This is a genomic window from Pseudooceanicola onchidii, from assembly GCF_004959925.1.
GTDB lineage: Bacteria > Pseudomonadota > Alphaproteobacteria > Rhodobacterales > Rhodobacteraceae > Pseudooceanicola > Pseudooceanicola onchidii.
In genome coordinates this window covers 569,457-595,698 of record NZ_SPUW01000003.1, presented here as the reverse complement: position 1 = coordinate 595,698, position 26,242 = coordinate 569,457, and the positions used below count along the sequence as shown (strand labels likewise).

20 protein-coding genes are annotated in these 26,242 nt (G+C 57.7%); 7 read left to right on the top strand and 13 right to left on the bottom strand.

The features are described from left to right. Positions 1 to 135 precede the first annotated feature (135 nt). The 3 genes from E4S58_RS15805 to E4S58_RS15795 all read right to left on the bottom strand — a co-directional run bounded on the left by E4S58_RS15805 (position 136) and on the right by E4S58_RS15795 (position 2,678). Entirely contained in the window at positions 136 to 741 is a 606-nt protein-coding gene (locus E4S58_RS15805) for an MAE_28990/MAE_18760 family HEPN-like nuclease (protein WP_136637412.1), read from the bottom strand. After that, positions 741 to 1,790, bottom strand: a complete 1,050-nt coding sequence (locus tag E4S58_RS15800) for a DUF262 domain-containing protein (RefSeq protein WP_136637411.1) — start codon at positions 1,788 to 1,790, stop codon at positions 741 to 743. Before E4S58_RS15800 ends, E4S58_RS15805 begins: the two co-directional genes overlap by 1 nt. 351 nt (positions 1,791 to 2,141) lie before the next feature. Continuing rightward, complete coding sequence (locus tag E4S58_RS15795; RefSeq protein ID WP_136637410.1) at positions 2,142 to 2,678, bottom strand: 3'-5' exonuclease; 537 nt, start codon at positions 2,676 to 2,678, stop codon at positions 2,142 to 2,144. Positions 2,679 to 2,950: 272 nt separating this feature from the next. On the opposite strand from E4S58_RS15795, the gene E4S58_RS15790 reads away from it, so the two are divergent. The 3 genes from E4S58_RS15790 (at position 2,951) to E4S58_RS15780 (ending at position 7,045) form a co-directional block, all read left to right on the top strand. Then, a complete protein-coding gene (locus tag E4S58_RS15790) occupies positions 2,951 to 3,520 on the top strand; it encodes a hypothetical protein (protein ID WP_136637409.1) in 570 nt (189 codons plus the stop codon). Between the two features lie 115 nt (positions 3,521 to 3,635). Further along, the gene (locus E4S58_RS15785; protein ID WP_136637408.1) at positions 3,636 to 5,540 is read left to right on the top strand and encodes a hypothetical protein; all 1,905 of its coding nucleotides are present in this window, start codon (positions 3,636 to 3,638) and stop codon (positions 5,538 to 5,540) included. Continuing rightward, complete coding sequence (locus E4S58_RS15780; protein WP_136637407.1) at positions 5,537 to 7,045, top strand: hypothetical protein; 1,509 nt, start codon at positions 5,537 to 5,539, stop codon at positions 7,043 to 7,045. Before E4S58_RS15785 ends, E4S58_RS15780 begins: the two co-directional genes overlap by 4 nt. 215 nt (positions 7,046 to 7,260) lie before the next feature. On the opposite strand, the gene E4S58_RS15775 is transcribed toward E4S58_RS15780, so the two are convergent. Next, entirely contained in the window at positions 7,261 to 7,662 is a 402-nt protein-coding gene (locus tag E4S58_RS15775) for a hypothetical protein (RefSeq protein ID WP_136637406.1), read from the bottom strand. A 915-nt stretch (positions 7,663 to 8,577) separates the two neighbouring features. Here E4S58_RS15775 and E4S58_RS15765 point away from each other — a divergent pair. The 3 genes from E4S58_RS15765 (at position 8,578) to E4S58_RS15755 (ending at position 11,441) form a co-directional block, all read left to right on the top strand. Continuing rightward, entirely contained in the window at positions 8,578 to 9,132 is a 555-nt protein-coding gene (locus tag E4S58_RS15765; RefSeq protein ID WP_136637404.1) for a hypothetical protein, read from the top strand. Positions 9,133 to 9,267: 135 nt separating this feature from the next. Continuing rightward, positions 9,268 to 10,689, top strand: coding sequence for a hypothetical protein (locus tag E4S58_RS15760; RefSeq protein ID WP_136637403.1), 1,422 nt, complete (start codon positions 9,268 to 9,270; stop codon positions 10,687 to 10,689). A 338-nt stretch (positions 10,690 to 11,027) separates the two neighbouring features. After that, positions 11,028 to 11,441, top strand: coding sequence for a hypothetical protein (locus E4S58_RS15755; RefSeq protein ID WP_136637402.1), 414 nt, complete (start codon positions 11,028 to 11,030; stop codon positions 11,439 to 11,441). A 79-nt stretch (positions 11,442 to 11,520) separates the two neighbouring features. Here the strand turns inward: E4S58_RS15755 and E4S58_RS15750 are convergent, their stop codons facing one another. The 5 genes from E4S58_RS15750 to E4S58_RS15730 all read right to left on the bottom strand — a co-directional run bounded on the left by E4S58_RS15750 (position 11,521) and on the right by E4S58_RS15730 (position 19,446). Next, positions 11,521 to 13,914: a hybrid sensor histidine kinase/response regulator gene (locus E4S58_RS15750; protein ID WP_136637401.1), complete on the bottom strand. Its 2,394-nt coding sequence runs from the start codon at positions 13,912 to 13,914 to the stop codon at positions 11,521 to 11,523. Then, complete coding sequence (locus E4S58_RS15745; RefSeq protein WP_136637400.1) at positions 13,911 to 15,410, bottom strand: ATPase domain-containing protein; 1,500 nt, start codon at positions 15,408 to 15,410, stop codon at positions 13,911 to 13,913. The genes E4S58_RS15750 and E4S58_RS15745 overlap by 4 nt, the downstream gene beginning before the upstream one ends. An 82-nt stretch (positions 15,411 to 15,492) precedes the next feature. Continuing rightward, positions 15,493 to 16,146, bottom strand: a complete 654-nt coding sequence (locus E4S58_RS15740) for a hypothetical protein (protein WP_136637399.1) — start codon at positions 16,144 to 16,146, stop codon at positions 15,493 to 15,495. Positions 16,147 to 16,158: 12 nt separating this feature from the next. Continuing rightward, entirely contained in the window at positions 16,159 to 18,279 is a 2,121-nt protein-coding gene (locus E4S58_RS15735) for a catalase (RefSeq protein ID WP_205965399.1), read from the bottom strand. 24 nt (positions 18,280 to 18,303) lie between these two features. Then, positions 18,304 to 19,446 carry a glycosyltransferase gene (locus E4S58_RS15730; protein WP_136637397.1) on the bottom strand — a complete coding sequence of 381 codons (1,143 nt, stop codon included), beginning with the start codon at positions 19,444 to 19,446 and terminating at the stop codon, positions 18,304 to 18,306. Positions 19,447 to 19,668: 222 nt separating this feature from the next. Between E4S58_RS15730 and E4S58_RS15725 the strand changes: the two genes are divergently transcribed. After that, entirely contained in the window at positions 19,669 to 21,270 is a 1,602-nt protein-coding gene (locus E4S58_RS15725; RefSeq protein ID WP_136637396.1) for an FAD/NAD(P)-binding protein, read from the top strand. Here the strand turns inward: E4S58_RS15725 and E4S58_RS15720 are convergent. The 4 genes from E4S58_RS15720 to E4S58_RS15705 are packed head-to-tail and all read right to left on the bottom strand — an operon-like array spanning position 21,267 to position 26,186. Beyond that, on the bottom strand, positions 21,267 to 22,025 hold the full coding sequence (locus E4S58_RS15720; protein WP_136637395.1) for a hypothetical protein: 759 nt from the start codon (positions 22,023 to 22,025) through the stop codon (positions 21,267 to 21,269). The genes E4S58_RS15725 and E4S58_RS15720 overlap by 4 nt on opposite strands. A gap of 24 nt (positions 22,026 to 22,049) precedes the next feature. Further along, on the bottom strand, positions 22,050 to 23,024 hold the full coding sequence (locus tag E4S58_RS15715) for a glycosyltransferase family 2 protein (RefSeq protein WP_136637394.1): 975 nt from the start codon (positions 23,022 to 23,024) through the stop codon (positions 22,050 to 22,052). Next, positions 23,021 to 24,166 (bottom strand): glycosyltransferase, encoded by a 1,146-nt coding sequence (locus E4S58_RS15710; RefSeq protein ID WP_136637393.1) that lies wholly within the window; start codon positions 24,164 to 24,166, stop codon positions 23,021 to 23,023. Before E4S58_RS15710 ends, E4S58_RS15715 begins: the two co-directional genes overlap by 4 nt. Then, positions 24,159 to 26,186: an HAD-IIB family hydrolase gene (locus E4S58_RS15705; RefSeq protein WP_240789574.1), complete on the bottom strand. Its 2,028-nt coding sequence runs from the start codon at positions 26,184 to 26,186 to the stop codon at positions 24,159 to 24,161. Before E4S58_RS15705 ends, E4S58_RS15710 begins: the two co-directional genes overlap by 8 nt. Positions 26,187 to 26,242: the final 56 nt, after the last annotated feature.

The window sequence follows — 26,242 nt, the reverse complement described above, 5'->3', positions numbered from 1 at the left end:
GCGCACAGTTCGAGTTGGCAGGTCGCAAAGAAAACGTTCGCACCAATATTGATCCACGCCCCACTTTTTTGTGCCCGAACTTAACGACAAGGTGACAGAAGCGTAAGTTTCCCAAGTGCAGAAAAACCTACTGGCTCAAAGGGATGACAACTTTTCGTCTATTACGAGAGCAAGCTCATTCATTACATCCTTTGCTGCGATCTCAAATTGAAGATAGTATTCAAACTCAGGAATAATCTCCCTCTCCCCATGCGCAATCTTGTTGCGCCGACTTACAAGCGTAAAAAGAGATCGGTTGTGTAAAGGCAGAGATTTCACTTCAAGATCTGCATCCTCTAACAACCTCTCTAAAATCTTCGGTGAGAGGTTTGATTCGGTATCGACTTCCGGAAATGAGATGGGCTCCGCAAGGACATTGGCCTCAAAGCCGCGCATGGCGGAAATAAAGTCAACTGGTGGTAGGTTCCTGATGGCCTTTAGCCTTTCGGTGAGCGCAAATGCTTGGGTCTTGGGGGCAAAGTTATCGCATCTCTCTCCAGAGTTCTTGAGAGCATCGAAGTAAACGGTTAGCGCAAATTTGCAAAACCCCTCAAAATGGGCGTATAGCAACGCCCACGCTGCGCGAAACAGAACGCGCTTTTCTCTTTCAGTGATGTCCTCGTTGGCGAGAAACAATCGAAGAACAGCCAGCTCCGCCTCACGCCAATCGAGATCGCGCTCGATCTCATCAAATGGAGTCATCAATCGAGCAGTGCTTCTCGAACAATTCTGATCCTTTCCTCCATCTTGCCCTTGGAGTTCGCACCTGGACCGCTGGCCTCCTTGAATTCGTCGCTTTCAAAGGCATTGCTTAGATTAGCTTGCAGAGCTATTGGATCAGCGTTTCCGAGTTCGCCGAAGTGACCAGCCAGCGCACCAACCACTGCTTCAAAGTATGCGGGCGCAAGGCGGCCAAACGCCTGTCCATCTCGGGATCTTGAAAAGGCGGCATCACCGAATTTCTCTGCAATGAAGGCAAAGAATTTTTTGAACTCATCTGGGTCAAGTTGAGTTCCATCGCGGTCGAACAAGATGTCTTCCATAAAGTTGTCCAACCACTCTCGAACATTCCCGGCAAAGCTGCCTTGATAGAACCGGACGGCGAAATATCGCAAAACCAGCTCTTCGTCGGCCCGCCGTTCCCGGTCAGGTTCGGGAAGGCGAATAATAGCCGCTCTGAAATTCGGATCCGCAGCCAGTTCTTGCAGCGTGTTGTAAAAATCTGCACCCCCTGAAAGCATACGTGATGAGCAGTTGCGAATTTCTTGGGCCGACAGTAGCGAGCCACCAGTGTTGAGGCGCTTAAACATTTCGTATTTCACATAATCATCTCCACTTCGCTTGATGATCACAGCGCGGATAGGAGTTCTTTTTAGTCGAAGGCGAATTGACGTGTTGAAGTCTTCAAACTTCATTCCATTGATTTCGTGCAGTATATCGCACCCGCCCAAAACGAGTTCCTCCTGCCCAATGGCTTCATGATCTAAAAACTGCAAGACCGAGCTCGTGCGCTGAAGCCCGTCAATCAGCTCAAGAACGCCATTCTCGTCCTCAATCAGAAAGATGGGAGGGATCGGGAGCCGAAGTAGTATAGATTCGATCAGGCGTGAACGCTGCTCGACTGACCAACGGAACAGCCGTTGATACTCAGGCCTGATAACGATTTCGCCATCCTTGTGCAGGTTCAAGATCTCGCCAAAGGAAAAATCGACGGCTTCCGTTCTGATCTCGTTGCTTTCGATGCTTTCCATAGTGATCCTAAGCTGCGTATCCGATGATGTCGTTCGAAACCAAATTATTACGTGGGAGAGTAAAGACCAAGGCTCCTTCATCGGGAAATTTTCTTTGCCTCCGCCCCAAAGCACTTCGAGGACTTATCGCAGACACAACAGTGCCAAGCCCGAAGGTTCCGTTGTAGATCGAAGTCGGCACGACAGACCTTGGCACCGCGGACAATACGTCAACCTGCGCATCTGACTGCATCAGAGACGCCGCGGCGCGGCAGTAAACTCTGGCCAATGTCCGGTTTGGGCCGAAACCTCTACTTCCAAAGCGAATTGGCACCGACGTGAGGCAACGCAACGAATGCTCGACAGTATGCATCAGTTGACGTGTGACAACGCCTCGAGCCAGCCCTGGACCATTCGAGCGCTGTCAGGACCTGCACGATGTGGCACCCTCTGCCGCACAAGCCTTTCGTAGAGCATGTCGAGAGCATATCCGTCGAAAGCTTGGAATGACACGTCATGGTAATTCTCTATGGTTGGCACATCACACGACCCGGTCGTAGCCAGTAATTTGGCAAGCCAACGCGTCTCGTATAGTGGAGCGTCGGAAACCAGAAGCTTGCCCTTTGAGCATGCCATGAAGGCTTTCGCGATAACGACGGCCGGTGGTGCCCCATCAAGGTCTCCAAACGGTATTTTGTGGATCGCGGAGCTTTTTGTTGACCAATCGTTCAAGACCCAACTGGGGTCCGGCTTTATCAAAGACGACCACGTCCGAAGCTGGCCTTTGTCGATCCAAGACAATCCAACCTCGATAGGCCAACTGAGTTCGGACAGGCTTGAGGCTTCGAAATCGATCACCGCGAAGGCCTCAATCAACTGATTGGCATCATGCCCACGAACGGATCTCATGTTTTGAAGCTCCTTTGGTTCGACAGGTCGCGGCATTGCGCGACAAAGGTCACCGCTTCTGTGCCCTGACGGGTTCATTCAGTAGGGCACCCAAAGACATCGATAACGTAGCATTGGCGTTGCGCAAACTCGCCTGCCAGTCGTCGTAGCATTTTTTCAGCATGTTGCGACGGCTCAGGGCTGACGCCCTTGTCTGCCACCTGCTCTTGCCCTCACTGCCAACATTTTGGTCAGGTCCAATTCGGACCCATCTCCCGCCAAAGGAGATGCTTATGACGCTCTATCGCTCCCTGATCATTCCGGCTAACAATGCTGGGCTAACCACGGAAGAACTTAGACGCTACCTGGGCGTTGGCCGCAACAGTGTGGTCGATGTTGCCAAACGGCTTGGCGTGGAAAAGACGCACGGCATCTATTCAGAGAGCATTCTATGGCGCCAGTTGTTTGGCGTGCTTCCCGCGGACGACCCTGCGAGGAGCCTACTGCGCGAAAGCCTCGCCGACATCAACTGGGTTCGCAAGGTTACCGGTGTCCCTAACTCGACGATCCGGGACAACCTCCGGACAGGGCGCTGGCAATACGACCGTGGCGTGCAGCTCGGCTATGCAGACGCTGAGCAAGCACCCCGCATGCGCCGCTGGCTGCCCGCGCTAATCCGGACCCGTGTCCTTGGCACCCCTACCCCAAACTTCGAGATCGTGGAACCGGTGCCGGTGTCAGCACCTGGCTCAAATCCACGATGCGAGCCTGCCTCTTCAGCCGACGCAGGTGACGTTTTCGCGGCTCTATTTGCTTCCGAAGCCGCTCGTCCCTCCAACGCCGAAAATAACAACAGTCAGTAGGTTTTCGGCACGGGCAAACCCACCGGTTTTTATTATCCGCCTCCCGATAACGCCAGATCGTCCCGGTAACACCGAAAGATAGAAAGTCAAACCAATGCTTACATCAGAGCCGTCGATGCGCGACATCATAGACTACGGTCTGGGTCACGAAGACCCTACGGTCCGTCAATACGCCAGCCATCTCGAGCGTATGTTGAGAAAGCGTGGTTACAAGGATCACCACCTACGAGTCCTCGCGGGCGCCCTGAGAGAATATCTCGACCTTGCCCCCAAATACTCGAAGCAAAATGCCCGCCTGAATGCCCGTGTTGCAGCATGGGGCATTTTGCCATCGACATATCGGCAGTATCAGGCCGATGGGAGGCGGATGATCGAGTTCTATCATGGCGACCTGCAAGCTCGGCAGGCACGCCGCGAAAGAAAGGACGGCTTCGCCCGCCTCAAGGCCGTCCTGCCGGACCTCATTGACGCGAACTTCATCAGAGAAGATCAGACCCGTGGCTATCCCAAACTATGCGATCTTGCCCGTTTGCGCGGCTGGGACATCACCGATCTGACGCGAGACCGTGTCATCCAACTTCGTGAGGAGTGTTCGACCTCAGACGAATGGGCACAAGCCAAGCGGGGGGCCAGCTTCATCGATTTGCTTCGGCAGTTTCCTACATGCCGCGCCATGCTCCCGCACGATGAGATCGGATCCCTGACAGGCGTTTTCCGAAACGAAGAGGCTATTCCCGAGTTCCTTTTCGAGGAGGTAAATAACTGGGTGACCAATGCGACCGTCGAGTATGACGACACCGCTCTTACAGACGAGGCCAGGGAAGCGACGGCAAAACGCCATTCGTCCGGCAACACCGGGATCTATAGAGCTGCCTTGAGAACCTACGTTAGGACCGCCGGTGAATACCGCGACCTGAAGATGTCCAACGGACTTACTCCGCTGTTCGAATTGGACGTCATCGAGAAAGTTCTGGTGACCCTCTGCGAGAGATCAAAGAACTCCAGCGGCCTGGAGCCGAGAAGCCTCTACGAATATGCGTCGGCGCTAAAGCTGACCGTCAAGCGTCGTGGCTTGACCGAGGAGGCGGAGAAACTCGCCAAGCTAATATCTCGCCTGCCGGTCCTGATCGAAGGAGCCAAGGCAAGCGAGCAGATGTCTCCCAAAACGAAAGCATGGTGCAGAAACCTCATCCAAAATGAGGTCAAGACCGAAATATTCGAGACCCAGCACCTCCAGTATGCCGCCAAAGCACAGGCAGCACTTGAAATGGCCGCGCTCGAAAAAATTGACCTTGGAGCGTTTGTGAAAGATCCGGCATCTTTAACTCTGTCAACCGAGGAGGTTCGCATCGCGAAGCGCCTCCTTCGGCAAGCCCGTATGTTCGGAACCTGCGCGGCCTTCGCAGCAATTGCGATTGACGTCGCTCCATTTCGGAAATCCAACATCCTGCGCGATCTGAACATGGACGGTCATCCGCAAACTTTCTTCGATCATCGATCTGACCCGGTGAATCCCCATTTCGTCATTCACATCCCAAACGAGCTCCTCAAAAACGGTAAAGCCATGACCGCTCGCGGGCAGCACATGCCACCCTTCCCGATTTCGGAAGCTCATCACCGTCGCGACGCTTTCAATATACTTTCATTCTACCTGGCGTGCATACGACCACTGTTCGGCGGATCGACCGAGTCTTCTCTCCTGTTTCCCGCCATTGAAGTGATCGGAGAGGAATTGGTTTTCCAGACGTTTGATAGTTGGCTCGCGGAGTGTTCGGATGGAATCGGCCTTCCCCTCACCAGCCATAACTTCCGGCATGGGTTGTGCTCCATCGAGATCAATGAGGATCCGAGTTGTTTCCCGCAACTCGAGACAATCACCGGAGATACCGAGCGTGTTCTGCGGAGAAACTACGCATTCATAGATGCCGAGAAGCGTGCTCTTGATTTCCAAGAAACGCGTTATCGCCGTAGGGCCAACCGTTCCCAATGGTCGAGAGAAATTCGGGGTGCCTCGGAATGAATGTTCACAGCATCCTGGCAAAGCCAGTCTGGAAAGCTCTGGCAATGCGTCCCGGTTTCGCAACTGTTGGCGAGGCTTCAATTCTCGCGACGGACGGGTTCTTTGACTATCTACTGGAACACGGTTTCAGCGCCCCGTCAGCCGACGACTTAGTCATGTGGCTGAAGGGCGATGGCAGAGCAGATGTTCAGCTTACCCTCGATTTGCTCGAGGACACCTTTTCACTCTTTGACCCATCGTTCTTGCGACAGATTGCGGATGCGCGCCAGAAACTGGCTAAGAAGTCTCCCGGGGCAAACCAGTCCCCGGTGCTCGCCCTGCCCAAAAACACCGTCATGCGTCCGTCATACGAAATGTTAAGTTGGGATCCGATTGCCCGACCACCGAAACGACCGCCGATCCTACGTCATGTTTCGATTCAACCCGACGAGTTGCCTCTGGATTATCAGGAAACCATTCGCCGTGCGGCTCGTGGGCTTCCGGGAGGAGGGGCCGAGGTCAAGGTCCCGGCCCGGAGTATGGTGCTGCGCATGCGCGAAAAGCTGTGCCAGTGTATGTGGTCGATCCGGCACAATGACTTCCAGCCTGTCCTTTCACCCATTGGCATCGATAGATACGTGAAGGATCTCATCTCGCGGTGCTCTCTGAAACCACATGGACTTCGCTGGTCATCCATCCGGGCGTCGGTGGACGGACTATACCTTTTCGCACGTTATCACGGCGAAGATGAGAGTATAATCTCGCACCTGCGTTGTTACATCAGAGAATTCGAGGCTCGTGAGCGCGCACAGAGGGCCCTGAAATTCTTTAAGCTGGCAAGGACCGGGAACACGACTGACCGTATTCTTGACCAAGCTGAACGGCTTCTTATCGGCGTCGATGCGGAACTATCCCCTGGCAAACGGCACCAGATGCGGAACGCCGCTGCCATTCTGGCCATATACGCCAACGCCCCGCTCCGGAATGCGTCCGCTCAGCTTGCCTTCGGCACTACTCTGTTCTGGGAGAACAACCACTGGGTCATCAGGACAAAGATCCAGAAAACACATACTTCTCGACCCGAACTTCTGGTTCTTCCGCTTCACCCCGAATGCGGACGGTTCATCGATGCAATTCTTCTCCAAGACTCGACGCCGGTCCTCCTGCCACACCTGAGAGAACAGGCCATACAGGAAAGACGGCAACTGTTCTGTCTCGTTGATGAGAGGCCCGCCGCTGCGAGCTACATCCCCAGGGTTTTCAAGGCGCTCACTGGCAATAGTTTTACGACGCTGCGCGTTATGCATTACTCAGACGCCATACGCCACCATGGCCCAGTGGGTATCGAGCTGGCAAAACATGCTGCTCATCACTCACCGACGACGTCAGGCACCGATATCGTCAGACTTCACTACATCGCGGAAGAAGTTGCACAGCTTGACGCCGAAGCGATGAGGGCACGGCGGGACCGCCGGGTAAATGGTATGCGCGAGCGCTACCGAGCCGACTTCAACTGGAATAGCTAACCACAACCTGCGGGCGACGGTAATTGGATGTTCAGACAGGTTACCCGTGTTGTAGGGTTTCTGTCTTTTCTTCTTTCTTTTCCTCCTCGACGGGTTTTTCTTCATTATTTTTGGTCGGCTGCGGGACCGGATAACCCTGCACAATCATCATTTCTGAATACTCCCGGAGACAATTGACAACAGGGAACGGGCGCTTCCTCGCGATCTTGGCAACGTCATTTGACCGGTTGCTCAGTGAGTTCTGAACGCGCCAACTGAAAGCACTCTTCAAACCTTGCCCTAAATTCGATTGGAAACGTGCGTGCCACTGGCAGCCAGCCCCCTGGCTGACCCAAGTCAGAGTTGAACCATGCATCATCTCCGCCGCGGATCGCGACCGTAGCTGCAAGCGCCTTGATGGTATCTTCACTGATCAAGCTCAAGTCGAGGTCAGTGATCTCGCGCCCATAGGTGGTCACCTCGATCATCCTCCTTTCGGCATCGTATTCAATCACACCAAGGCGAACGCCCTCCTGCACCCAGCCTATCGGCAACCAGCCTGAGAGACGTGCTCGAAACGCCTCTTGCCAGCCCGGATTCAACCAGCGTGTGTCCAACCAAAACGTTTCTTCCGTCACCACGGCCACTCCCATTTTGGGAGTGTCGAGTAACTCACGTAAGAGAGCCTGTCCAGCGGAAAGATGCGGCAGTGGCGGGCACATTACACACAAAACAATATCGGGACGTCATCGCAGCCTTGGTAAGCGCTCGGAAGTCTGCCGGCCTCTCTCAAGCGGCGCTGGCGGAGCAATTGGGCAGGCCACCGTCATTTGTGGCGAAAGTTGAGCTGGCAGAACGTAGGTTGGACGTCGTCGAATTTTATTACTGGGCGCGGGCTCTCTCAGACGAACCGACAGAATTGATCTGCGATGTGCTCGGCTTGCTTCCAGACAGTATGCCCCACTGAGGGCCTGGCACCCTCGTGGCAATAGGCGAGCGGATCTGAACGTGATGAACTCGCACGCCGCGCGCACCTGATATCTGCCGACGGGCTCGAGCTGGTCGGTTTGCTGTCCAGCACCCGGGCTACGGGCTTGAAAAAGTGCTCGTGCCGGACCTCCGACAATCACATTAGCGTGAGATTTGCCGCAGGTATTCCGCGTCCTGCGCCAGACGCATTGCGACCTGAGCAAGGCGACGTGCGACCTTTGTCAGAGATTTTGCGACCTGAGCAAAGTAATTTGCGACATGCCCCCGGCCCAGTGCGACCAACCCCCACTCAGGATACTGAAATAAAAAGAAAAAACGACCCCCTGAATAAAGAGAATCCCAGAATCAAGAGAATCCCCGAGGGGGGGCTGGTTGGTTTGTGGGTGACCGCGACACGGTTGCGCCTCCGATTTTGCTCTGCGCGCAAACGGCCAATATGCTCTGTATGACAGAGATCAAACACAGCACGAACCCCGGCCGCCCTCGCGGCGAGTTTACCGAAAACGCCCTGGGACTGAGGCAGTCTGCACCGTCCCAAAAGCGGTCTGGCCGAGGTGGTTTGTATGTCTGACGTAATGGACTGCGGAAGGCTCTTCGACGAATTGTCTCGTCCAGACCCAAGGAAAGAACTCACCCGTGCCGCCTCACCATTTGCATTGGCTACGGCCCTAACTCTCCTCGCCAAGATCGAAGAAACACCGCTGTTGATGCTCCGATACTCCGGAACTTCCTTGTCGATAGAACTGCCCTTCGACGAGATACCTGAGCGTGCTCAAGAGATCTTCGGGAGGGAACGTCCACGATACCTGGCTTTCCGCCAACGAATTCTCGATCTTCAATTGCTGGCAACCAGAACCCGCGTCGATGCAGACGCAATTCATGGGCTTCAACGACTGGCACGCCTTGAGATCGGCTCATGGGCGGCAAACCCCTTTTATGAGTTACGGCGCGTGCTCGGAGACCAGGTTGAGCCTGCGGAACTGAACCGAGATTTGGCGGTTGAGCTCGAGAAGTCCCTGACTGGCTTGAACAGAGCTACTTACCGTTCGGCCCTCGGCGTGCTCGACCGCCTCCAGAACTCCGAATTAGCTCAAGCCACTGGTCTCCTGCCCCGCTAGCTCATCGGCCCCCTGCCCCGGCCTTCGGATCACACCACACACGCCCCCCTCCCGCCGAAGCTCGAACGCCTGCATGCCCTTTCCGGACCCAAAGTCAAAAGCGCACTCCCGGCGGTCTATCGGGCCTCAGTGTTAATGCTTCTGGTAGATATCCACGCTGATCCAACTCTGGAAGAATTGCTCTCTGAGCAGGTGGTGGAACAGCTTATTGACCTCGACCCCTCTATTTTGGGCATGGAAAAGCCTAAAAAAAGAGCCTTTCACATTTACGTCCTGAACCTTTTGAAGACAATTTCGTCCGATCCATCGCGTCGAAATACGGCCTTCGATGCGGCTTCAATACCTTGGTCGAAGATCCGAGCCGAGTTAGCAGATCGTGGGATGGAAAAACTGGCATCGAGAACGCTCGCCGTCTCAAATCAAGCTCGCAAAGAAGGATTGAAGCCGTCTGACTTGACGCCGCAGTGGTTCACCGAAACAGAGAGGCGACTGACAAAATCCGAGCGGTCACGGTTCCGGTCAGGCGCGTTCGCAATAGATGCCCTGTTCGAACTCCAAGACTTTCCCGCCAAGTTGCTGCCGAAAGAACCCAGCGGTCTTCAACGGCTCAGGCAGCGCAAAGGAGAAGTGAGAGAAACGCCCGTGGCTAACCCATTCGCTGCGGCGTGGGCCTCTTTCAAAAATGCCCTCCTTAGCGAGGGGTTTTCTGGCTCGGATCTCGACAGGATAGCCGTGTTGGAAAATTTGGCGATCTATAACAAGAAGGCCCCTGATGACATTGACCGAGCTTTCATATCGTCGCGATTGGCTTGGGCAAAGAAATCCCGCAAGGTCGCTATTCGCGAGGCGGGGATGGTGATGGAAAGAGCCGCCGTCCTGCCGCAGCTTTCCGATTACCTCACTTCCTACAGCAACACGTTCCATGCGTCCGACCCTCAGCGCACCGTCCGGCTACCTACAAAAATACTGAGGGAGTTGAAAGATCTGGCCGGTCGTATCGGTTACAGTGAGAGCACGCGTCGTGCGCTTACCGTCGCGTGTAACACCCTGCACCGCCTACATATGGAAAATGGAGGCAGCCCGGCAGAGACCATCGATCAGGTCTTCGATTACGATCTGGAGTTATTCTCTGATGCAAGTCTGTCGAAAAATCAGCAGGCTCGCTACCGGCAGGCGGTTCGGGCAGCCAAACACTACGTCTCGCTGGCGTGGACGCCGAAGTGGAGCGAGCTTTACGCCAGCGCTCGCGATGCCGGGATCCCTTCGGCCGGGAACCCGATACCTACGATTTTGAAATACGCGACGGACCTCGAGCCCTCCGAACTGACCTCTGAATGGCTCCAAGCTGTCGAGCGAAGCTTACGCCGCCCAAACGACATTTCAATATATGGCAGAGCGGACCTGGCGAAGACGCTTCTGACGAACGTTCAACGTTTCGAGATTCTTCGGCAGAACGGCGTGTTCCAAAACATAGCTTTCATGCCAGCTGTGCTTTTGCCCACGGAACCATCTCCGCTCTCCGGGCTGATGCCCTTAGTTACTCATGGACAACGGTAGTCTCCCCAGCCGTCATCGCGCACTACTTGGGTCCAAGAGTTTCGACGTGCTCTCCTACTTGCAAATGACCCGCGAACTTCTTGATACCGGTGCCACATGCCACCATCCGTTCTGACCCGCGGCGGACGCGTTCAACTCCGGTAAGCTCGAACGGAGACGTATCCGTGACCTCAATCACTTGCTATATTGATACTAAAATACGTCGCAGCTCCCAAAGTTCGGAACAGTTCTTGGCGATGGCGTTGTGCTCAATATCGAGCATTTTGCCCCGACGACGTTCGATGAAGGGGCGGTTTCGTTGGAAAGTAAAATAAACATCGGGAAAGATCGAACCCGACATGGCCGATAGACGATACGAACTCTCTCTCGACCTGCGGGATGTTTTCGTTTGGCTCATTAGCCGACACGTAGACAAGGCCTTCGGTATTTGTGTTGACCGAAACTACAGCGCTGAACCGGGTGTCCTCTCTCATGTCGTAGTCGGCTGTGAAGATCAGGCCACGAGACGCATGCTTCGCGAAGAAGCAACAGAAGCGCTCCAGGCGCTGGGTTACACCGTCGCTCCGACGGGCGGCGATGTTTACGACACTTGTCCAGCATATCGGCACGAAATGTCAGCGCACCAACAGCTAAGCAGCATCCGACGGGTCTATGATGCGATGCACGGCAAATACGCTCCGGCACGCGATTACAGTCGCCCTCGTCCGACCGATGAAGAAATCGCCGCGCTCCCTTTCGATGACGCGTTCTGACACTCTGTCCGACGGGTAGTCTTTCTCAATGAACGCGCTAAAAGGGGCGCTTTCACTTCCGGTAGCAGTCACAAACTGCCTACGACTGCGTGGCACGGTCCGGCGCGACATTCTCCACAACTGAAGAGATTACGGACTTTAGGTTGGCTTCCGAAAACGGCTTATCGAGTTTCGCCGTGATATCTCCAGATGCACCCTCCGGTAGGTCCGCGTATCCGGTCGCCAGAATAACTGGCATGCCTGGATTGGATTGATGCAGCGCTTTCGCCAATTCGAGGCCTGTCATCTTTGGCATTGCTTGATCCGTTATGACCATGTCGATATCCGGCCGACTCGCAAAGATATCCAACGCTTGTGCCCCGGAGCTTGCCTCCAAAACTTCGTGGCCCATGTCTTCGAGCATTCCGACAGTGCCCATGGACACCAGAAGGTCATCGTCGACAGCCAATATCGTGAGTTTCCTATCTGTCTTTGTCTGGTTCGATGATACAGGGTGGTCGCATTCCTGATCTACACTTGGCACGCTTTCGACGATCGGAAGGTAGAGAAAAGCCGTGGTGCCACGCCCGACCACACTGTCCATTCGGAACACGCCGCCGGACTGCGCCGCCAGGCCATGGACCATCGACAGACCTAACCCGGTGCCCTTGCCGACGCCCTTGGTCGTGAAAAATGGCTCAAATGCACGCTCAAGTGTTTCGGCGTCCATGCCGCACCCCGTGTCCGTAACCGACACCACGACATAGTTTCCCGCCTTCAGATCGGCCCCCCCTGCATCCGAGACCTGCCGAGCGGAAAAAGAGAGGCGCCCTGAACCCTCCATAGCGTCACGACCATTTACGGAAAGGTTGAGAATTGCCATCTCGAGCTGGTTGGCATCGACAAGAACACTTGGCAGGTCATCAGGGATGTCGAAAACCAGATCGACTTGTGGACCTAACGACCGCTGGAGCAAATCTTTCAGGTCTGGAAGCAAACGCTGGACTTCGACCGCATCAAAGTGGAGTTCCTGTTTCCGGGCGAAAGCCAACATGCGTTGGGTCAATCCCGCACCGCGATCAGCAGCGGCAATGGCGTTGTTGAGATAGCGGGCGACATCTGAATCAGCGGACAGCCTGCGACGCGCAAGCTCCAGGCTGGACCGAATGGCCGCGAGCAGATTGTTGAAATCGTGCGCCACGCCGCCGGTCAGTTGGCCGATCATATCCAGCTTCTGGCTCTGCCTGAGCGCTTCCTGGGCGGTGGCGAGCGCTGCATCCTTTTCACGTCTCTCTGTCACATCGCGGCCGGTTGCAAAGATGCGATCCTCGTGGCCCGAGGCGGTCCAGGCAAACCACCTGTAACTGCCGTCACTGTGTCTGAGGCGGAACTCGACCGGATTGGCGACGGGGGTGGACATGACATGACGAAACGCGGACTTCGCAGTGGACAGATCATCTGGATGCACAAGCCGGGCAAAGCGCCGACCGCGCAGGTCCTCGACGTCCCACCCCAGCAAGGTGCTCCACGATTGGTTCAAAAGCTCCATCGAGCCCGATCGCGAGGTGACCGCCATCAAGTCCAGACTGAGGTTCCAAGCCTGATCCCGTTGGCGCGTCAGGTCGTGAACCGCGGCTTCCCGGGCCATGATATCATCGTGGATATCCGTGCAGGATCCATACCACCGGATGATTTTGCCCGTTTCGTCGCGGACCGCCTTTGCCCGGCCAAGCACCCAACGATAGTCACCTGACCTGTGGCGCAAACGGTATTCGATCTCGTAAGGTTCGCCGGTGGCAAGAGAGTGGCGCCACACCGACCATGCACGGTCCTGATCTTCGGGGTGGAACATCCCGTTCCAGGCCTCACCATCCGTCGAGCCTTCGGGAACCCCTGTGTATTCATACCAGCGGTCGTTGTAATAGTCGTGAAACCCGTCTGGCAGTGTCGACCAGATCATCTGGTCCACGGAGTTTGCAATCGTATGGAATTTCGCTTCGCTCTCGCGCAGCTGCTTTTCCCGCATCAACAGCTCTTCCATGCGGTCACGCGCTTCGAACTGGCGACGCCGGGCCTTGAGGGCCGACTTGACCGCGCGGAGCAGCTCTTCCGCATGCATGGGACGGGTCAAAAGAACGACGTTGCCCAAGGCATCGATCCGCTTGCGCGCGGTGTCTGACCGCGATTGTTCGCTTCCGATAGCCAGCACGATGAAGGGCAAGTCGGACCATGCAGGTTGCCCGGCCAAAGCGTCGTGTAGGCTTTCGGTATTATGACTGTTCAACGTCTCTTCGGTCAGCAAGACCGCGCCGAGGTCTGTCGTCATTGACGACAACAGGCTGTCGAGATCCCTGGCAATGAAAGACCCTATGCCCTGTTCCGCGAATAGTCGCGCGGCGACCTGAGCGTCCCGCCCGTGCGGCGCGTAGATCGCGATTTCAGGGCCGTGCGTTTGCACGTCCTGTTGCAGACCGCTCGACACCGCGAGGTTCACGAGCGACCCTCGTCTGGCCTGAGGTTCATCAGATCGTCCTTGGGGCGCCCGTAAACCGGGCTGCCGGACAGGATGCCGCTGAAATTGGTGATCGGCTCTCCGATGGTCACGCCGTTCTTGTCGATGCGGAATTCCCGGATGGACCGTTCGTGATCCGACGTGCGGGTCTTGATGACGGCGATGGATTTCCGAAGGTGACCTTCTGCCTCGAAGAACCTCAGCAACATCACCGTGTCCGCAAGGTAGCTGATATCGATGTCTGACCTGAGATCGCCGGTGATCCCATGATGCCCGACGATCAGAAGTGATACGACGCCACGCTGTGCGAGATAGCTCAGCAGCTCGTGCATCTGAAGCATCAAGTAGGTGTCACTCGGCATCGCGTGCAGATAGGCGTTCAGACTGTCGATGCCGACAACCGTCGCGTGGTGCTCCTCAACACTTGCCCGCACTTCACCGGCGAACTGGCCGGGTGTCAGCTCCGCCGGGTCGATTTGTCGGATGATAAGCTGACCATTTTCGACATAGGGTGTCAGGTCCATATCCAACGCTTTGCAGCGCTGCACCAACGTGCCGAGCCTTTCGTCGAACAGGAAATACGCGGCCTTTTCGCCACGTTCCAGTGCGGACAGCATACATCTTACGGCTGTTGTGGTCTTGCCAACCCCCGCCGGCCCCGAAAGCAGTGCATTGGTGCCCGGGACCAATCCGTCGCCCAAGAGCGCGTCCAACCCGTTCAATCCGGTCGAAATGGGTGTGCTGGAAAAGGCGGTTTCGTGGTCTGCGGCCACAAGCCGAGGATATACCTGCAAGCCGCCGCGTTCGATTGTGAAGTCGTGATAGCCGCCGTAGTATTTCATCCCGCGCATCTTCACGATCCGCAATCTGCGGCGTTCGGCCCCGAACTCACTGGCCAGTTGTTCAAGGCTGATGACGCCATGAGCCAAGGAGTGCAGTTGGAGATCGCCCGGATCGGCCGTTCGATCATCAAGCATCAACACCGTGCAGTTGCGTTTGGCAAAATGATGCTTGAGTGCCATGATTTGCCGACGATAGCGCAACGGGCTTTGCGACAGCAACCTGAGCTCTGAGAGGCTGTCGAGAATGACCAGACGCGGGTCCGTCTCCTCGACGCGATTTAGAATTCCTCGCACAGTTTCGCCCAGTTCGACATCGCTTGAGTGCAGAAGCGATTGGTCCTGATCCAAAGCAAAATCGGCCTCGTCAGCCATTTCGAAGATGTCCAGACCGTCAAGCGACCAGCCATGGGACGCGGCAACAGCCAGCAATTCATCGCTGGTTTCCGACAGCGTTACGTAAAGTCCCGAGAGATCAGACCGGATACCCGCCATCAGGAACTGGAGGGCAAGCGTGGTCTTGCCAGCACCGGGCGTCCCTTCAACAAGATACAGTCGATTGGGTGTAAGACCCCCGCGCAGCACGGCATCCAAGCCAGTGATGCCAGTCGTTGCCCGAGAGTCTTCGTAAATCGTCATGCCATATTCCAACCGTTTCTGCGAGGCTTCTCGTAACAGAAACAGCCCCGAGACGGTTTAGTTCCCGCTCTGTCTGACTTTGTCACACGTGCTGCAAATCCGTAGCGATCTGGGCCGAACCATATTTGCCGCACTGAAGCTTTTCCAGCACGCTGCGAACTCTGCGCCGTGCGGATCGGGACCGGACCTGTCTCGCCTCAAGAGTCCGGGAACGGACTGTGATCGTCGCTCCGTCCTCCCAGACGTCAAACTCTCTCACGGCAGCCACGATCTGCGACGCTTGGTTCGTCGCGGCGACCGAAACCAGTTTCAGTGTGGCCTGCGGAGACCGTCCATTCGACAGGTCATACCCGGCCCGGTCCAGGATATCCCGGAACGAACCGATATCGACGTAGCCGCCACTTGGCAGAGGCCCCTGGCCTGTCATCTCGGTTGGCCGTTCAAGTTCCTCACGACGAAGCTCTTGCCGATCCACGACGCTTGCGACACCGGGGCCATCTTTCGTTTCGATGCCAGCCAGAACGTCCAGAAGGTAGGCCGGTTGAGCCCCCATGTTTGAAATCAGGCAGCGCGCATGCAAATCCTCGCCGCCCCCGCGGTTGATCAATAGGCTCGACCTGCGTTGATCGCGGAAACCCTTGAGAAGAACGTGCAGGTAGACCAGCCAGACGACCGTCGTCGTCAGGCTGGCCCCGATCTGCACAAGCTCAGAGTTCTGGCGGATGAACTCAAGCATGACCAACGTCCATCAGGCCGATCGGTCCCAGAACCGCAGCGCTGCGCATTCTTTGAAGAACGCCGACGGCTTTATGTCCTTCGCGAAGAACATCCCGCCATCCGGTTCGTCAGGCAGGCCAGCCTTCTTGAGGAACGGCAGAGCCTCGTCGGTGACCATCATGAATTTTTTGTGCGCAAATGCGTCCGCGACCCAGGTCTTTGCAGGGTGACTTCCGGCGAACTTCTCCGCACCCTTTTCGGACACCAGCACCGCGACCGCATCGAACAGGACAGATGGTCCACCGTCGATTTTCTCGTCCGCTTCGACACTGGACCCGTCAGAGAGCGTCACGCTTCCGACCCTTGGGCCCACCAGCGCGATGACAGCCCCCGCCTTTTCCGCACCTTTCTTGAGGGCCTCCAACAGCTTCGCGTCTGCCCCGTCGCTGATCAGGACGCCCAGCTTACGACCTGCGAAACTATCCGGGCCGTTCTTCAGGATGCTGAGCGCAGTCGACTCCGCCAGTCCATCAACCCTTTCACGGGCAGGTTTTGCAGGCTTCGGGACCTCCATCCCCAGCCCGTCCGCCACCGACTGGGCAAGCCCCTCATCGATATTCGGCAAATGCGAAAGTAGGCGTTCACGAATCGCATTTGTTTCAACTTTGCTAAGCTCAAAAACCAAGGCATCGGCGATGTGCATCTGCTCAACCTCAGTCTGGCTGAGGTAGAATTGGCGCGCCTGACTGTAATGATCTGCGAACAGCTCTGGCCGCACTCTGTCTTTGACCCCTTCCGCTTCGGTCTGAACAGATCGGAAGCCGGTTTCAGGAGCCTCCCTCGGACCGCCCTCGGCTCCGCCCCAGGAATTGGGTTCATAGTTCGCACGGCCCTTGGGGTTGTGCATTGCCATGTGGCCATCCTGCTGGAAATGATGGAACGGGCATTTCGGTGCGTTGATAGGGATATGCGTAAAGTTCGGTCCGCCGAGCCTTTTGATCTGCGTATCGAGGTAAGAGAAGTTACGGCCCTGAAGCAGCGGGTCATTGGTGAAATCTATGCCCGGCACGATGTTCTGCGTGCAGAAGGCAACCTGCTCGGTCTCGGCAAAGAAGTTATCGACGACACGGTCCAGCACCATCCTGCCGATGATGCGAACGGGAACATCCTCTTCCGGGATCAGCTTGGTCGCGTCGAGGATATCGAAGGGGAAGCTGTCGGCGAATTCGTCGTCGAACACCTGAACGCCCAGCTCCCACTCCGGATAATCTCCGCTCTGGATCGCGTTCCAAAGATCACGCCGGTGGAAGTCCGGGTCCGCGCCGTTGATCTTCAGCGCCTCGTCCCAGGTGACCGACTGAAGGCCCTGCTTCGGCTTCCAGTGGAATTTCACGTAAGAGGATTTGCCATCCGCATTCACAAAGCGGAAGGTGTGCACCCCGAACCCTTCCATGAACCGGAAAGAGCGGGGGATGGCCCGGTCGGACATGGCCCACATGACCATGTGCATGGCCTCGGGCATCAACGACACGAAATCCCAGAAATTGTCGTGGGCGGTCTGCGCCTGCGGAAAGCCGCGGTCGGGCTCCTGTTTGGCAGCATGGATGAGATCGGGAAACTTCATCGCATCCTGGATAAAAAACACCGGGATGTTATTGCCGACGAGGTCCCAGTTGCCCTCCTGAGTGTAGAACTTCACCGCAAAGCCGCGCACGTCGCGGGCGAGATCTGCCGACCCCTTGTTCCCCGCCACAGTCGAGAACCGGCAGAATACCGGCGTCTTCTCACCCTTGCGCTGGAAGATATCGGCGCGGGTCAGATCGGGGATCGGGTCCAGCGTTTCGAAATATCCGTGCGCAGCATAGCCCCGCGCATGCACGACGCGTTCCGGAATGCGCTCATGGTCAAAGTGGAACATCTTCTCGCGGAAGTGGAAGTCCTCCATCAGCGCCGGGCCGCGCGCGCCCTGCCGCAGCGTGTTCTGATCGTCGGACACCGGGACACCCTGAGAAGTCGTCATCACCGGCACGTCGCCCCCGGCGGTTTGGTGCGTCTCGCCGCCCTCCCCGTAAATCGTCTGCGGCTGGTTCACCGTGGATTTCGTCGCTTTCGCGGGAGTCTTCGATTTCGTTTTGGTCGCGGCCTTCGCCATGGTCATGCTCCTTTTGGGGTTGGATTATTCGGCTGCGAGGGGCAGCACAGCGGCCGAAGCCGGAAGTTCGATTGGTGGGAATTCAACGTCGGGTGCCGGAGTGTCGCGTTCCGCAATGCAAAGGCGGTAGAGCTCCTCATAGCGGTCAATCATCGTCTCGAGACCGAAGCGGCTGACTGTCAGCTGCCGGACGTCATGGCGGTCCAAGCGCATGGCCCTTAGCGCTGCGGCCGCCAGTCCGACCACATCCCCTTCTTCGACGATGACTCCGCCCTCGCCGACGACCTCCGACACGGCGCCTGCATCGAAGGCCACCACCGGAACGCCGCAAGACATGGCTTCGACGGCGGCGAGGCCGAAGGGTTCGTTCCAGCGTGGGGTAAAAAGACAGACAGAGGCTCGTGAAACGGCGTCTGCCAGCATGTCCGGATCAAGGTTTCCGCAATAGGCGATCGTCGGCCCGAGGAACGGCGCCACTGCCTGATCGAAGTAGGCCTGATCTTCCACCGGCCCGAAAATCCTGAGCGCCAGCCCAGCGTAGCGCGCGGCACGAACGGCTTCCGCCGTCCCCTTGTTGGGAGTGATACGACCGAACCAAACTGCGGTTCCGTCCCCTTGGGGTCGGAAGGACCACCGTGCCGTGTCGATGCCGTTATAAGCGATATGCAAAGGCAGCTCGGAGGTCGCGGACGACCAAACCTTCAACTGTTCACTCGAGCAAACGGTAAACCGGTTCCATGCGGCACCGGAGGCATGGACGGCCCGACGCAACGCGTCAAACGGCGGCACGTGCAGTGAGGTCAGCATCGGCACCCGGTCCCTTCGTGCCATCCGGGGGGGATATCGATGAAGCGAGTTGTTATGAATGACGTCGAACCCGCCGTCGCGCAATGGGTTCAGTATTGCTTCGAATGCCGCGTCCAAATGAGCGTTCAACGCGTCGGTCCCGTGGAAGCGGTGCCATGGGAAATCAAGGTCGTAATGACGTTCTACGATCGGATGCAGCCCAACACCTGTTGGCGGTTTGCTGTCGCCAGACGCGAACAGCGTGATGTCGTGCCCCCGGTCGCGTAGGGCCGATGCCAATGCGTATGAATGGGCTTCCATGCCTCCCATAAACGGCGTGGTGATCGGGTGCCGAATATGGGCGATGAGGGCAATGCGCATGGGGCCTCCGTTGCCGCAAACCGGATCGGTTCGGGCTTCCTGTCAGCGACAATTGGTGAATTTGGACTGCGGTCTTTCTGTCTAAGGAACCAATCTAAGCGCCGATTGTTCCAATATTAGAAAACTTAATACGAAATCAGTTTTCGCGATCTCAGTTCAATTGGAAAAGGTCTTGCTTTGGAGCAAACTATCCCACGCGCGCGGCGCGGCAAGAGCGGCGGTGTGCGCACGCCTGACATGCGCGATCCGTCGCGGCCCCGCGTCGCGATTGTCGGCAGTGGCCCAACCGCCATTTACGCGCTGAAACAGCTGCTGACCTCGCCTCAGCCGCTCGAAATCCATCTCTTTGAGCGGGAACGCGAAATCGGCACGGGAATGCCGTATCGCGAAGGTGAGAACCTGCCCCAGATGCTGTCCAATATCGGCAGCAGAGAAGTGCCCCCGGTAGTCGAGACGCTTGAGGAGTTCCTGCGATCTTGCGATGCGGCCACTCTGCGAGAGTTCGGAATATCTGCTGACGACATCGGACCGGAGACCTTTTATCCGCGGCTGGTTCTGGGTCGGTATTTCGTGGCCCAGCTTGCGGCGTTAACGGCTCAGGGCCGGGGCAGAGGCCACGCGGTGGAGATACGATCCAGACACGCCGTCACTGACGTTATCCCAAGCTCAGATAGCACCGTGGTGAAATTTGAAACGCCTCACGCAGTCGGCCAGACACCTTTTGATCATGTCGTTCTTGCGACAGGCCACAAATGGTCGGAGAAAACGCACCCGTCCGGGGTCGTGCTGCACGCGCCTTGGCCGGCAGAGCGACTCCGCCGCTTCTCTGATTGTCGGGTCGGTATCTTGGGCAGTTCTCTGACCGCAATCGACGCAGCCGTGGCGCTGGCGAGTTTTCATGGCCGTTTCGACGAAACGGACGGGACCCGGTGGATCCCGAACAGCAAGGACAGTGCGTTCCGTATGGCCATGCTTTCAAGACGCGGGCTGCTGCCCGATGCGGACTGGTTCTATCCCCTGCCCCTTCCCGGCCTTCCGACATTCAACCGCGCAGGTCTCAAACTTCTTGTGACCCGCACCAGTGGGCAAACCGGTCTGCTTGAGGCGTGTCAAAGGCAACTGGGCGAAGACCTCCGGCTTCTGGACCCGACCTATGCCAGGCGGGCCCAGCCAGACCGTGTCGAGGGTTACGCCGAACGCCACTTTGCCGACCGGCTGAAACAAGGTGGCTGGGAAGCCGCGCGAACCGGCGTGGCCGCAGCAGCCAAGGCCAGAGAGGCCCGGCACACCGATCCTTGGCGCATGGCCCTGCTGGCAGCGCACCTGACATACGAAAGCGTCCTTCCCCACTTCAGCGCCGAAGACCGCAGGCTGTTCGACAAGGAGCTACGGCCGGTCTTCGCTGATGTTTATGCTTCGGTGCCACATCGCTCGATCCGACGGATGCTCGCCCTGAATGACGCCGGAGTTCTGGATCTGCATGGGTTGGGTCAGGACTACACCATCGCTCCGGCCGGCCCCGGGGCTCTGGTATCCGGAAAATGCGGCACCTTGGAATTCGATCATCTGGTAGACGCACGAGGACAAACAACAGCGGCCCTCGCCGACCTCAGCTTCCCGACCCTATCGCACGGCGGTCATTTCGATCCTGAGTCGCTGCGGGTCACGCATGAGATGTGCCGTGCCGCCACAATTACCTGCGCTGCCATCCCGGTCCTGCTGCGGCATAATCCGTTCGTTCAGGGCCTTGAGAATGTAGAAGAACTTGGACGGCGCGCAGCCGACAATGTGATGGCGTCGATGACCCCGCCCAAGAGCGCCTAAACAGTCCGGGGCGACAGACGATAGGCTTGTGCCCATCCGCGCAGCCCCTCGGTTGTGGGCTCCGGTTCCTGCGGAAGGCTGCTCAACAGAACGAGCGCAGCATCATCACTGCTAAAGGCCTCAACCAACATGCGCGGCAGGCGCATCTCAGGATCGGGGTGGCTATAGAACAGGGCAAACGGCGCCGTGTTCAACTGAGCGACCAGCGTCGCCAGCTGCGGCAGAACCGTGCTTCGGTAGTCCGAATTGTCGGGCCCCATGACCCGCCGCAACAATAGCAGCCCCCGCCCATTGCTCACCGTTTGTGTGGTCGACAGCACGAATGACACCGAAAGTGTCAGAACCACCATTCCATTCACTGCGCAAACCACGCCAAGCAGCGCGTAGCCCAGGCTCGATGGCTCTGTCTTTCCACCGCCGACGGTCGATAACAGATGGCCCGCGTGCGAGATCGCGCCAAGAAGACCGGCATCAACACCCGACTTGGACATTAGGACGGCACGGTCGAAACCGTCAAAGATAATGCCCCAGCCCACGCCGATCCCTGCAACCCACCAGAGCGCGACGGCGCTCATGACCACCGGACCGACAGCAACGTGTCGAAGCCGCCCATCCGGAAGGCTGCGGAACATCGCAAAGACCCACTTGGCGATCCGCAAAGACAAGAAACGCGACGGTGTTCCACCGATCGTCGTGAATAGAAAGTCGGCACACACGTAAACGGTGAGACCCACCCCGATCAAAAGCAAAATCATCGTTTCAGACTATAGCAAATTCCGTCATTCGGCAGCCGGCAGCAGGAAAACGCTCTGGGCTTTCTCGACCTGGGCCACGCGTGCGGCACCCGTGGCTTTGTCCTGTGCCTGATCCAGCTTGTCGATGACCCTGCGGGTGCTGGCGTAAGGCATGTTCTCCATTTGCGAACATAGCGCGTAATCCGCGTCGTCGGGATCACGTAGAATTCGGATGCCAGTCCTCGCGTTCTCGATCAGCCCCATTAGGCGGAACGCGTAGAGCCAGTGTTCCATGGTTCGATGCCCCCATTTGGACGCGAAGAGCTCTGCATTGCGGACAACGGAGCCGACTTGGTGGATCGGGGGCATGCAATGCGGGTGATATTGGTGAAACACCTTTGCCCCCTTGATCCAGTGAATCGGAATACCCAGTTCGTCCAATGTCCGCCCGTAATCGGTATCTTCCCCGCCATAGCCTACGTAGCGCTCGTCGAACCCGCCCGACGCGGTCCAGCTGTGTCTGTCTATCGCGAAGTTAAGCGACCAGAAGCACCGGTAGTCCTTGCATTTCGAGATGCCGTCGGCAGGCGGCCCTTGCCGGTCCGAATGACGCACGGCCAGCTGTTCGAACTTGGCATAGTCCAGCCCATCCGACGTGGCACCACCCGGAAGATACCCCACCTCGCCCATCAGAAGCCCTACGTGACAAGCGGACTTCGATAGGTAGTCGAAGACAAGATTGGGATGAGGGATGCAATCGACATCGACAAAGACCAGCAGGTCTCCGGACGCAGTCGCGGCGACGGCATTCCGTGCGGCGGCAAGCGGCAATTCGGGACCGGTGATGAAAATCTGCCTTACCGGGAAATCCGTGTCGGGAAGGCCGTCGTAGGGTTCGTTTTGCATGACGCCGATGATCAGCTCATCCGGTCGGACGGTCTGCGCCTGAAACCCGGCGACCACGTTTCGAAGATGCTCGGCGCGACCGGCGGCGATGGTCAAGGCAGAGATACGGGTCATGCAACAATTCCTTCGTGCTTATGTTTCAATGAGGGCGATGATGGGATCAACGATTGGATCCAACGGGCGGCTTCGACGGCCGCGTCACGGTTGATGAGGGCGGATTGCGCACCGGGCCGATGCCGATCGCGGGCTTCGGACACGGCGATCCGCCATGCCCCGGCGCTCGACGGCATGTGGTCGAGATGCAAAGCGACCCCTGCCCGGGCAAGCGCCCGCGCCTTTTCGACCTGTTCGTCAAAATAGCGCCACTCGGGAACGACGATCCAGGGGCGGTCGGCGGCCATCACTTCGGCGCAGGTGGTATTCCCGGTCGACGACACGACAAGATCAGCCGCCGCGATGTGGTCCGATACGGTGTCAATCCAGCCCTTGTGGATAAGGTTACACCCCTCGGTCCCGTGCCAGTCGACCTGCATCGCGCCGACGGTGATCCACGTCCAGTCCGGAAGCGCCCGCGCCGCAACACCAAACGGGGCGCTCGACCAGCCGCTTCCGCCACCCCCCGACAGAACAAGGGCGATCTTTTGCTGCGCGTCGAGCCCGAGCCGCGCGCGGGCCTCATCCTTCGACTGAGCCTCCGTCCGAAGCCCAAGTCCTCCAGCGAAGTGTGTCTTGCCCAGCATCGTCTCGGTCCAGTCCGGCTGGGCAAGCTGAGACGCAAAGGGGGCCAGAAGCCCGACCGCACCGTCATATGCCGCGCGGTGGCCGGGGTCACTTCGGTCCCCGTGCTGCAAAATCTTGACGTGCGGGACCGAGCAGATGCGGCAAAGCTGCGCGATCTCGGCGCTGACGTCGCAGATCATCAGAGAAGGATCGGCAGTATCGAACCACTGGGCCATAGTGGCCATCGCACGACGTATCCCCGGCCAGCCGAGCGGCGCGCAATGCAAAGTCTCAGGCGTCGCAACCGTATCAAACCCCTCGCGCTCCCGCCCCGAACGCTCGAAAAGGGACGGAATTTTGATGACACTGGTGTTGTCACGCATCGCGGGAAAAATGTCGTCACGGGCGCAGAAGATGACGACCTCCTGTTCGGTCGGAAGCGCATTCACCAGGCTCGCACATCGCTCCGCGTGCCCCCGTCCCTGATGGTGCACGAAATACCCAATGGGTCGTGGGACAATGGCAAAGTCACGCATGCCGCACCGCCGATCTTTCGGTCGACCCGTAGATCAGCGCGAGCCCGTCGAGAACGCCTGCTGCGTAGCTATGGCGGCTTTGAAAAGCCTTGCCCTGCAACAGCTCGGCGATGCCATCCCGTGCATTCGCAGGCAGAATGGCGGCGCCGCAGGCCGACAACATGTCCAGGTCGTTGCCACTGTCGCCAGCTGCGATGCAATCGGCCAGCGTCAGATCGAGCCTCGCGGCTTCGAACGTGATGGCGGCCGCCTTGCCAGCATTCGCAGGAAGCACATCAATCAGGTTGCCATGCGAATGAACGACGCGCGCCGCCAGCCCATGTTCGGCCAGGGTTTGGCTGATGCGTCGGCTATCCGCCGCACTGCCGAAAAAGCTCAGCTTCCAGCGGCGTTGATCGTGCATTGCTTGTGGTGTCGGCCCAAGGCCCGCGATGACGCATGCAATGTCCTCCCGGTGCCACCCCTTGGCAATTCGGTCGGCGTAAGAGCGGCACAGGCGATACTCGCCCCAACCTTCGCACCGCCAGATCTCGCTTCCGACGGATGTCACAAGAATATCCGGGCAAGGCAAATCCCAGGCCGCAATCACGCGCCGCGCCTCGGATATAGATCGGCCGGTGGCGACAAGAACGCAGGTGTCATCTCGTCTGGCAGACCACTTTCCGAAGGCCGCAGCGGACCGACGGTCGCCGGTTAAGGTTCCATCCACGTCGCAGGCAAGGATGCGTGAAACTTTCCGATGCGCCTTTGCACGCCGTGTCGAAATATCCCGATAGACGCAGACGCTCTCGCTTGCCCACTGCTTCCATTGGTAGAGTTTGCACGCTTTGGCACGCGCATCGGCGCAGTGTCGTTCGCGCTCCGGGTCATTCAGCAGGTCCAGAAGGCGCTGCGCAAGGTCGGCCGGATTTCCAGGATCAACCAGAGCCCCATAGCCGATGTCACCAATGATCGACGACGGTCCGCCACTGCGCGTTGCCACGACCGGCACTCCGGCTTGTGCGGCTTCGACAACGGTCAGCCCAAACGGTTCATGCCACGCAGGATTTCCGAACACGCCGTCAATCGCTGCCAGATCGTAGAGAGACCTCACATCAGCCGCAGTGTGACGCTTCGGCAGTGCAACGCTGCCCCACAGATCATACTGATCGATCAGCCCCATCAGGTCCTGATGAACGGCCACCTGTTCGTCCGGACCATCACGAAGAGATTTTCTTAGCCCGGCAAGGATCACGAGGTTGGCCGTGTCGCGAAGCCTGGGGCTTTCGCCGAAAGCGCGCACCAACGCCGCGAGGTTCTTCTTCTTCACGGGGCGCGCAACGGCGAGCACGATCGGCTTTTGCAGGTCTCGCAGGAATGGGGCAATCAGTCTCCGCCCCTTGTCCGGGCCCTGAGGCGGTGTCAGCGCGACACCCGGCGAAATCCGGTGAATCCGACCTGCCGCATCAGGGTCATAGGCCATAAGCTGCCGTTCCGCTTCATCGCGGGATGACACGATAATCCCATGCGCCGTGCGGATCGCCGCCAGTTCGTCGGAAACGCGCTGCGATGCAGGGTCGCAATCCGCTTTCTCCAACGCCAGTGAATGCGGTGTGTAGATCCATGGTATTGCGAATTTCTCAAAGGCCGCCCGGGCAATTGTTGCCGCGTCCGAGAAATGGGCGTGAATAACATCCGGCCGATACTCAAGCCCATCCAACATCTGGCAAAACGCTTCCGTGATCGCCGGGATTTCGGCATTCAGAGCATCTTTGTCGAGGTAAATGTCATTCGTGGTTCTCAAACGCCGAATTCGCAGTTTGGGGCAAACCTCTTCAATGGTTTTACTGTATGCCGGACCGAGTTCGGGATCGGCGAAGCCGCGTGTCACAATGTCCACGCCGGTGACCTGATCAAGCTTCGCCTGTGCCATCGCTGCTCCCAGAACATAGGCGATGTGACCGCCCGTATCCTCGGTCAGCCCGTAGTCGACAGGAGGCGCTTTGAGGCACCCCCCCAGCGCGATGTGGAGGATCCGCATTTTTTGTCCCTTTGACGATTGAAGTCTTGGAAGCCGGATGCATCTCCGACACAGAG